The following is a 6993-nucleotide window of genomic DNA, read 5'->3' as shown; positions in this document are numbered from 1 at the left end:
GGTCTACTGCGTCCAAGCGCTCGTAGCCGAGACCCTGGTGGGCTTGGTCCCCTCCCGCGCCGTGGGCAAGCGCCCCCTACGGGCTTCTAAGCGCTCGTAGCCGAGTCCTGGAACACCTTGGGATGCTGAAGGTGTGTCGCACGGTCTGGGGCGGGTGCAGCGGGGTGCTGGCCCACCTGGCAAGCGAGCCGGGCGGGCGCAGCGCGGTGACGGGGCTGCCCGGGTGGGTGGCGGTGCGGGAGCTGGCGGCGGCGGTGTTCTCGGTGGAGAGCGCGAGCGAGGGTCAGCGGGCGTCGGTGCGCCGGGCGCTGCGCACCCTGGCGGCGGCGGGCCTGGTCGACGTGGAGCGGCTGGCGCGGGAGGGCTTCGTCTACCGGCAGGAGCGCGGGGCGCCGCGGTTCCCCGTCTCGCGGTGGGAGGTGCGGATCGAGGCATGCGGCGGGAGCGGCTGTCCGGCCTGCGCGGCGGGGACGGTGCGGTACCCGGGCGAGGCGATGGGACTGGACGTGATCGACGCACTGCTGGAGCAGAACGGCTACGTCCCCGGTCAGGTCGAACGGTTCTGCCGCCACGGCTGGCACTGGATCCACCACGAGCTCCCCGGCCCGCAACGCCGACGCTCGGTGGAGGTGACGGTCAGCGAGGGCTGCGCGCGCCGCGCCACCACCGAAGCCGAGCGCGCCGAAGGTGAGCGCGCGCTGCGCGCCCACATCGCCGGGTTCACCGCCCGGCTGCACGCACCGCGCGCCTGAGCACCGCGCCGCGCGCGCCGAAGAACCCGGTCACGCGGTCCTCCGCGCGCGGTCGGTGCGCCGGCCACGCGCATGGTGCGATCGGTGGTGAACATCACAGCGCACCGCGCGCACCATCGCACCGCCGTGCGCACCGAGGCGCACCATCGGGCGCGGTCCATCGCACCAAGGCAGCACCGACCCCTTCCGGCGGGTCTGCGAACCCCTTCCGCCCGGCTGGAAGGGGTTCGGTGAATCCGCAGGTCAAGTCATGGACAGAGGGTCGGGCGGTGCGGGTGCGGGCTTGGTTCGGTCGGTGCGCACCGGCGGGTTCAGCGCACCCCTCCGCTGCGGTTCTGGCCCCCGTTCTGCCGCTGCTGCTGCTGCTGTGCCGCCGCGCGCTTGTCCGCCGCGGCCTGCTTCACCGCGCGCTTCTCGGACTGCGCCTGCGCGCGGACCTCCTCCTCCCGGGCGCGCTGATCGGCGGGCATCCGCGCGCGCAGCTCCAGCTCCGCGCGCACCGCCTTCACCGCGCCGCGCGCCACGTCGACCTTCGCGCGGTGCTGCAGGGCGCCGGGCTCCCGCTGCCCGGTGGTGCTCGCGGTGTCGGCCGCCAGGGCGGCGTCGTTCTGGTCCCGGATCTGCCGGGCGGTGAGGTGCTGGGCGTGGTCGGCGGCCTCCACCGTGGCGTGCTCGGTGGCCGCCAGCTGCTCCGCCCGCCGCATCAGCTCCGGGGCCTCCGCCCGGCTGCTGTCCGCCGTCGCCTCCAGGTCGACAGCGCTGTCCTCCAGGAGCTTCGCGTGCGCGAGCACCTGCTTGCGCGAGACCGGCCGGTCCGGTCCGTCGCCGTCACCCTGGTCCTCGCGGATGAGGCCGGCGGCCTCCGGCTTCCCGTCCTTGGGCATCCGCAGCCGGCCCGCGAGCTCGCGCAGCCGGGCGGCACGCTGCCTCGCCTTCGCGGCGTCGCTGCGATCCTCGCGGGCCCGGTCCAGCAGTTCGGTGGCGTGGGAGGCCAGCGCCGCCACGGCAGCCAGGCACAGCCGCCGGCGGCGCAGCACGGTGACGGCCTGGCCGCGGCCGTCGGCGAGGGCGGCGAGCAGGAGCCCGGTGGCCTGATCGTAGGCGTCGGCTTCGGCCTGGGCGCGCTGGAGGTCGGCTTCGGCGGCGGCGAGCAGGGCGGCCAGGTCCTGGTCGCCGGTCAGGCCGTGAGCGCGTTCGCGCACCGGCGGGCCGTCGGCCACGTCGATGGTCAGCTGCTCGCCGAACAGGTCGGCCGCTGCTTCGGCGCCGCTGTCCAGTTCGAGGTCCAGCTCCGCCTGGTAGTGATCGCTGCCGTCCGGGCGGGGCACGGGGACCGGGCGGCGGATCTGCGAAAGCGGTACGGGGACCTGGAGCGGCAGCAGCTGCTGCGCCTGGTCCTGCTCCCGGGCCCGGTCAGCCGCGCTGCCGGGTATGGGCACGTCCGGTGAGGTCGGGTCGCTCCAGCCGACCGGCTGGCGGGAGGTGGCGACCAGGGCCTTGGGGACGCGGTAGCGCTCGGTGTCGACCCAGCTGGTCAGCGAGCGTCCGGGCAGCGAGGTGAAGGCCGCGGCCATCACCTGGTCGCAGATCTGCTGCGCGTGGGCCAGGGAGCGCAGGCTGTCGGGGAAGGCGGCGAGGACGGCGGCCAGGACCTCGCGGCGCTCCACTCCCTTGCGGCGCACCGCTGCCCGGCGCGGCAGCCGCATCCGCGCCAGGACCTCGGCCGCGGTCGGCGGGACCGCGATCGAGCGCGGCGGCCCGGGGGCGGTGTCGGCGAGCATCCGGTCGACGTCGCCGACGACCAGGTCCGCCTCGCGGCGCCAGCTGTCCAGCAGCAGCACCGGATCCCATCGGCGGCCGCGCTCGCTCTGCGCCAGGCGGGCCGCGACCACCCGCCGCTTGGCCGCGCTCGCCCCGGGCCCGGCCGCCTTGCGCAACGCCCGACTGCGCCGCGACCACAACGCGCACAGTCCCCTGGGGACGCCGACGACTTCCCACTCCCCCGTGGTGCGGTCGCGCTCGAAGGTCAGCCCGAGCCGGTCGTGCAGACGGGTGCGCAGCCGGGCCTTGGCCAGCTCGCCCAGGACGGCGATGTGCCGACGCAGGTCCTGCCCGCTACTGCCGAACGCCCCCCACCGGCCCCCCGGCAGCGGGATCGCGTTGACCAGAGTGATGTGCAGGTGCAGCGAGGGATCGCCCGGATGGCCACGGGTGGGACGGGCCTGGGCGTGGGGGTTGACCACCGCGAGCAGCCCCAGGCCCGGGACGTGCCGCGCGAGGTGGCCCTTGCCCTGCCCGCCGACCAGGCCGTAGCCGGCGAACGTCTCTGTGGCTTCGACGACCTCGAACGCGACCTGCCGCATCTCCTGCGCGATCACGGCCGCCATCGGCGGCGGAGCCAGCGCCGCCAGCGCCGACAGCGACTTGGGGAAGTTCACCGTCAGCCCCTGCCCCAGGACGCTGACCGACTCCTTCTTGTCGCGGTTCGCCCGCGCGAACACGAGCGCCTCCGGCGGATACAGGCCCTCCAGGAACAGCCGGGCGTCCTTGGCCAACCGCTCCAAATCCTTGATCGGCACCAGCGGATCGGGCTTCGTCCGCCCCAAGGCGTTGGTCAGGCGAGTCCACCGGTCCCGACTGCGCTGCGAGCGCAGTAGTCCGACCGGCTCGGAGCCGCGGCCGGCGGCCAGCTCGCTCAGCGCCTTCACGAACGCGGTGGCGTCGACCTTCGCGTCCTTGTGCGCCACCAGCTTCGGGCGCCGCAGCACCTGCCCGGTGATCGGGTGGCGGCCGTAGAGCAGTTCCTTCGCCGCCTCCGGGTCGACCGGCGTCCCGGCGACCAGGCCGACCTGGTCCACTCCGGCCCCGGCCCACACCGCCTGGCGCCCGAGCAGACCGTGGGCGCACCCCACGTCCCCGCGCACCCAGTACCGCACCTGACGCCCGTTCCTGATCGTCGTGATCCACGCCATCGCCGCCACTCCCCCGGCCCGGGGGTCGGTGCGCATACCAGGCGCGCTCGCCCAGGCCGCAGAACCGGACCGAGGGGCGAGCGTCAACCCCCGACAGCCACTGCCGAAGGGACAGGCAGTGCAGAGTTCCACGCCCCGGAACGGTGGGCGAAATGAGTAGTGCAGCGTTTCGCGTCGCGGAATTCTCCGCAGCTTGAGGCCGGCTTCGCGGTCATGGTGTCCGCGTCTCACGGGTCAGGCACACCGTGCACAGCCGCGCCTCGCCATCGCCGACCAGGACCTCCGCCTGCTCCTGGGTGACCCGCTCCATGCCGTTGGGCCGCGACGCGATGGTCCAGCAGCCCTCCCGGTGGATCTCCAGCCCGGCCCGCCGGTGAGCCGTGCGGCTGGGCACCGCCAACAGCCCGGGAGGGCGCCGGGCCCCGGGCAGCTGGCTGTAGTCCTGTCCCTCCACCGGGACCACGTCCGGATGCCGGGCCTCGAAGTCGACCTCGAACGGCTGCGACCGGTCCGGGACGCCGGGCCGCTGCTCGCGACCCGTCAGCGTGATGCGCACCGTGTACCACCAGGCGCCGTCCCAGCTGCGCGAGCGGGCCAGGACCGATCCGTAGATCTGCTGGCCGTCCGGGAGGGTGATCAACGCGACCGGGTGCCCGTCCCGGCCGCGGCCCCGTGCCACGGTCAGTCCCCGGGCACGGAGCAGGGCACCGGGCGCAGCCACCGGGCGTCGTAGCCGAACCAGCCCACCGTGCCGCCCAGGTCCACCGCGCACCGCCACACCACCGGCTTGCCGGTCGGATTCCACGTCCACGCCAGCACCCGGGCCACCGTCCAGCCACCGCCGCGCACCGCCAGCAGCACAGTGCGGGCCGACGTCGACCACACCGCGTCCGCGTCCGGCGGATCAACGGGGTGCAGCAGCACCGCGGGGGCCTGGCGCAGCGGTGTCGGACGGGAAAGGATGGACTGATCGAACATGTATTCGATATTAGTGCGTCGCTCGACATCGGAGCACACTGGTCGCTGTTCTTGCCCTGTCCCGACTCCAGCCGGAGCGTGTCCGCATGGACCACCGCCACTTGCTCGACGACCACGCCGTAGCGCTCACCGAAGAGATCGCGCAGTGGGACGCGGCCGCCAAGGCAACCGGGCTGAGTCCCTACGTGTGCAAGGCGTCCTACGTGTGCGGAACCATGCGTGAGTTCGTGCAAGCCTCAGGGCTGAACTTCGCAGAGGGGTACCACCTCGCCGCGCTCTTCCTGGCCCTGGACGCCACCGAGCTACTCGGTCGGGCGGTCACGGGCGCACGCGTCGCCGTCGAAAAGCCCGGACACATCGGTGCTTCGTCAGTCCTCACGAAGGGTGTGCGCTACCTGAGAGACCATGGCGGCACCTGCGCTCCCCTGCCCCACAATCCCGACCGCTACGTGGAGCTGCGGAACTTCGCCGGCCACGGTGCGTCCTACCTCCCGCCGAAGGTGAACTTCCATCCCGACTCGATCCGCCTCCTGCTCCGTCGCCTGGCCCACGCCCTGAACACCGTGTGGACCGATCCGGACCTGCCCGGCACTCTGGCGGTCGCGGAGATCCACCCCGTGTTCACCCTTGTCAACGGCCAGCGTGAACCGGTCCACGTGCGCGGGATCCAGAAGCACCTCCAGACGGCCATGCCAGGCGACGGGCTCGAACACGACTCCTGGCGCTACGACACCGTGAGCGTGTCGGCCGCGTCGCCGACAGCAAGCGGCACTGGGTGATTCACTTCGGCGGGGTCAGCAGAGTCTGCATCCCTGGCGACCACCAGTAGGTGCGCACGACGTGGGTTCCGGTGCCGGGATCGAGGATGACCCGGTAGGCCGTGCGCCCGTGGCCGTAGTCGTGCCGCTCGCGGACGACTGCGGTCCTCCAGTGGCCAGCGACCCGCACCCGCACCACCGGCTTGTGCCCGGTGGCGTAGACCAGGACCTGCGGCTTCGGGTCCCCCTCCCCCGGCGGCGCGAATTCCACCGCGTCCCGCAGTTCCGGGTCGGCCGGACTGCTCACAGGGCACTGTCCGCAGTGACCTGGCGCAGCCGCTCCTTCGGGTCCAGGCTCGTGGTGGTGCCGACCACCGACAAGAACAGCCGCCAGCCGTCGGCAAAGTCGACGGTCGCGCCGGCCCCGACGGCGGTCGGCGTGGGGCGGGTGCTGTAGCGGTCCACGCGCAGTACCCCGGGTGCGGTGACCGCGGCGGCCAGCAGTGCCTGCTCCACCGTGGCCAGCGAGGGCTTCGTGGCAGTTAGGTCGGGGACCCCGACCAGTTCGGGCTGCTCCTGGCCGCTGGCGGCGGGTGCAACGTTGGAGGCACCGGTGACCATCCAGCAGACCCAGTTCTGATGTCCGTCCAGCTGTACACCGAGCCCGTACGGGCGCCCCTGCCAGACCTCCGCGCGGGCGACCCCCGGGGTGCTGGGCAGCTGGGAAACGAGCAGGTCGCGCAGTTCGACGGGGGTCATGGCCGAACAGTACCCGTGTTCGAATCCAGTGCCGGGGCCCTGGTCGCCGTGTCCTGGGAGCTCCCCAGAAGATGGGGACCGTTGTTCCACCGTGGAACGGTCACCCGAAGTTCTTGATGGTGCCCTCGGTGGCGTCCTGAAATTCCTTGGCCAGCTTGTAGGTCATCTCGAACTCGGCCTGACTGACTTCGGCCGGCGCCCTCCACTTCGACGTAGACGGGTAGAAGTCCGTGTAGAAGCCAGCCATCTTGTCGGCGTTGGCCGAGTCCTTCAGAGCGCTCCACTCGGCCACCGCCTTGACGTCATCAGCCTCAACCTTCAGGCCAGCGAGCGCAGCGAACAGGGCGGCCGGGTATTGCGAGACCATCTGCTGGTAGAACCCGGTGTCGTGCCGCTCCACATGACCGCTGAAGATGATCTTTTTGAGCACGTCCTCAGAGAAAATGACCCCGTCTTCCCCCGGATCCGCCATGTGCGCGAGCGTACGGGCCTTCACCGACTCCTCAAACGCCAGTACCGCGAGCGACCTAGCCGGTCCGTAGTGCTGGCCGGCCGCGAGTAGCTGCGCGCCGTCCAGAAGCCTGCGCGCAGTGTCCGCAGCGAGCTTGAGACCGACGACAGCTTCGCCCGGCTCGGGAAGACGGTCGTTCGCCACCTGGACCTCCTAGCTGGTGATCAGATGCCGCACTGGGCTCCGTGCCCGAGCGGGCCACGCTCGTGCCTTCCACCGTGGCTCTGAACCTGAGGACATGCATCTCGGACGTGTCCCCAGTC

General features: G+C 72.4%; 8 protein-coding genes. 2 read left to right on the top strand and 6 right to left on the bottom strand.

Going from position 1 to position 6993, the window contains the following annotated elements; translation table 11 throughout:
* Positions 1 to 122: 122 nt before the first annotated feature.
* On the top strand, positions 123 to 752 hold the full coding sequence (locus tag TR46_RS24160; RefSeq protein ID WP_042404781.1) for a hypothetical protein: 630 nt from the start codon (positions 123 to 125) through the stop codon (positions 750 to 752).
* A 311-nt stretch (positions 753 to 1063) separates the two neighbouring features.
* Here the strand turns inward: TR46_RS24160 and mobF are convergent, their stop codons facing one another.
* From mobF to TR46_RS24145, 3 genes are all read right to left on the bottom strand, one after another.
* Positions 1064 to 3760 carry a MobF family relaxase gene (gene mobF / locus TR46_RS24155; RefSeq protein WP_084718878.1) on the bottom strand — a complete coding sequence of 899 codons (2697 nt, stop codon included), beginning with the start codon at positions 3758 to 3760 and terminating at the stop codon, positions 1064 to 1066.
* Positions 3761 to 3935: 175 nt separating this feature from the next.
* A complete protein-coding gene (locus TR46_RS24150) occupies positions 3936 to 4403 on the bottom strand; it encodes a hypothetical protein (RefSeq protein WP_042404777.1) in 468 nt (155 codons plus the stop codon).
* A 2-nt stretch (positions 4404 to 4405) separates the two neighbouring features.
* Positions 4406 to 4702 carry a hypothetical protein gene (locus TR46_RS24145; protein ID WP_042404776.1) on the bottom strand — a complete coding sequence of 99 codons (297 nt, stop codon included), beginning with the start codon at positions 4700 to 4702 and terminating at the stop codon, positions 4406 to 4408.
* A gap of 86 nt (positions 4703 to 4788) precedes the next feature.
* On the opposite strand from TR46_RS24145, the gene TR46_RS24140 reads away from it, so the two are divergent.
* Positions 4789 to 5481: a hypothetical protein gene (locus TR46_RS24140; RefSeq protein WP_042404773.1), complete on the top strand. Its 693-nt coding sequence runs from the start codon at positions 4789 to 4791 to the stop codon at positions 5479 to 5481.
* A gap of 1 nt (position 5482) precedes the next feature.
* On the opposite strand, the gene TR46_RS24135 is transcribed toward TR46_RS24140, so the two are convergent.
* The 3 genes from TR46_RS24135 to TR46_RS24125 all read right to left on the bottom strand — a co-directional run bounded on the left by TR46_RS24135 (position 5483) and on the right by TR46_RS24125 (position 6874).
* Positions 5483 to 5767 (bottom strand): hypothetical protein, encoded by a 285-nt coding sequence (locus tag TR46_RS24135; RefSeq protein ID WP_042404772.1) that lies wholly within the window; start codon positions 5765 to 5767, stop codon positions 5483 to 5485.
* Positions 5764 to 6219 carry a hypothetical protein gene (locus tag TR46_RS24130; RefSeq protein ID WP_042404770.1) on the bottom strand — a complete coding sequence of 152 codons (456 nt, stop codon included), beginning with the start codon at positions 6217 to 6219 and terminating at the stop codon, positions 5764 to 5766. Before TR46_RS24130 ends, TR46_RS24135 begins: the two co-directional genes overlap by 4 nt.
* A gap of 100 nt (positions 6220 to 6319) precedes the next feature.
* Positions 6320 to 6874 carry an AbiV family abortive infection protein gene (locus TR46_RS24125; RefSeq protein ID WP_042404768.1) on the bottom strand — a complete coding sequence of 185 codons (555 nt, stop codon included), beginning with the start codon at positions 6872 to 6874 and terminating at the stop codon, positions 6320 to 6322.
* Positions 6875 to 6993: the final 119 nt, after the last annotated feature.

The organism is Streptacidiphilus carbonis (genome assembly GCF_000787775.1).
In the GTDB taxonomy this organism is placed as follows: Bacteria; Actinomycetota; Actinomycetes; order Streptomycetales; family Streptomycetaceae; genus Streptacidiphilus; species Streptacidiphilus carbonis.
Note: the sequence above shows the minus strand (reverse complement) of the source record. Positions and strands in the feature narration are given on the sequence as shown.